Origin of the sequence: Ewingella americana (assembly GCF_006438725.1) — a bacterium.
GTDB lineage: Bacteria > Pseudomonadota > Gammaproteobacteria > Enterobacterales > Enterobacteriaceae > Ewingella > Ewingella americana_A.
This window is the reverse complement of record NZ_RCZD01000029.1, coordinates 1-773: the sequence shown is the minus strand read 5'-3', so window position 1 is coordinate 773 and position 773 is coordinate 1. Positions and strand designations below refer to the sequence as shown.

Annotated in this window: 2 protein-coding genes; both read right to left on the bottom strand. The window is 63.1% G+C overall.

Annotation, left to right across the window (positions count from 1 at the left end):
* Window positions 1-169: helix-turn-helix domain-containing protein (locus EAH77_RS25865; RefSeq protein WP_194150535.1), on the bottom strand; the 169-nt coding region annotated here is incomplete at its 3' end.
* Between the two features lie 183 nt (window positions 170-352).
* A partial coding sequence (locus tag EAH77_RS24980) for a MarR family winged helix-turn-helix transcriptional regulator (RefSeq protein WP_140476144.1) occupies window positions 353-773 on the bottom strand: 421 nt, incomplete at its 5' end.

The following is a 773-nucleotide window of genomic DNA, read 5'->3' as shown; positions in this document are numbered from 1 at the left end:
GGAAGGCGCGGCTGGATGCGGCATCGGACTCGTAGCCGACAGTTACTGCAATCGTTCCGACCGGCTCTGTGGTTTGCACCAGCAGTTCGGTGGCGCGGCCGAGTCGGCGCTCGGTGATGTAAGCGCCGGGCGTCTGGGGTCCAGTTGCGTGGCGGGTCGTTGTGGACAGCCTCGAGCGCCTGCCCGATTCGTGGGTCCATTGCTGCGGTCAGCCATCCGCCGTTCGATCCGTCCGCTCGTGCCCACGCTCTGAGGATCTGGACGAAGAGAAGGTCGAGAATCCGGGAAACCGGCATGGCGTGGGAAGCCCAGTTGGTATCAGGTTTCAGGGCAGGATCGAATGATCCCCGTGTCAGTCCTTGGCCTGGGCGAGCCGACGCAAGAGGGTGGTCAAAGTGGTGATGTCATCGGTGTCCCACTGCGCCAAACGAGCACGCCAGCGTTCGAGCTGCTGGGTGCGGTAGGTCGTGAGCTTCGTTCGGGCTTCGGGCGTCAGTGCGACCAACTTTGCGCGGGCATCGTCGGGATCGGGAATGCGTTCGACCAGACCAAGCCTGGCCGCTGCATCGATCTGCCTGGTCAGTGTCGACTTCTCGATGTTGAGTGTCGAGATCAGGTCTGCCATCCGAACGGCATCGGACCGGCTCAGGATCACGAGAACGGGGTACAGAGCGGGGTCGAGTTTGGGATGAATCGCGCGTGCGTCGTCACGCGAGCGCGCACGTCCCTTCTGCCACATGTCGGTAAGTTCCATCTCCAGGCCGGTGATCGGA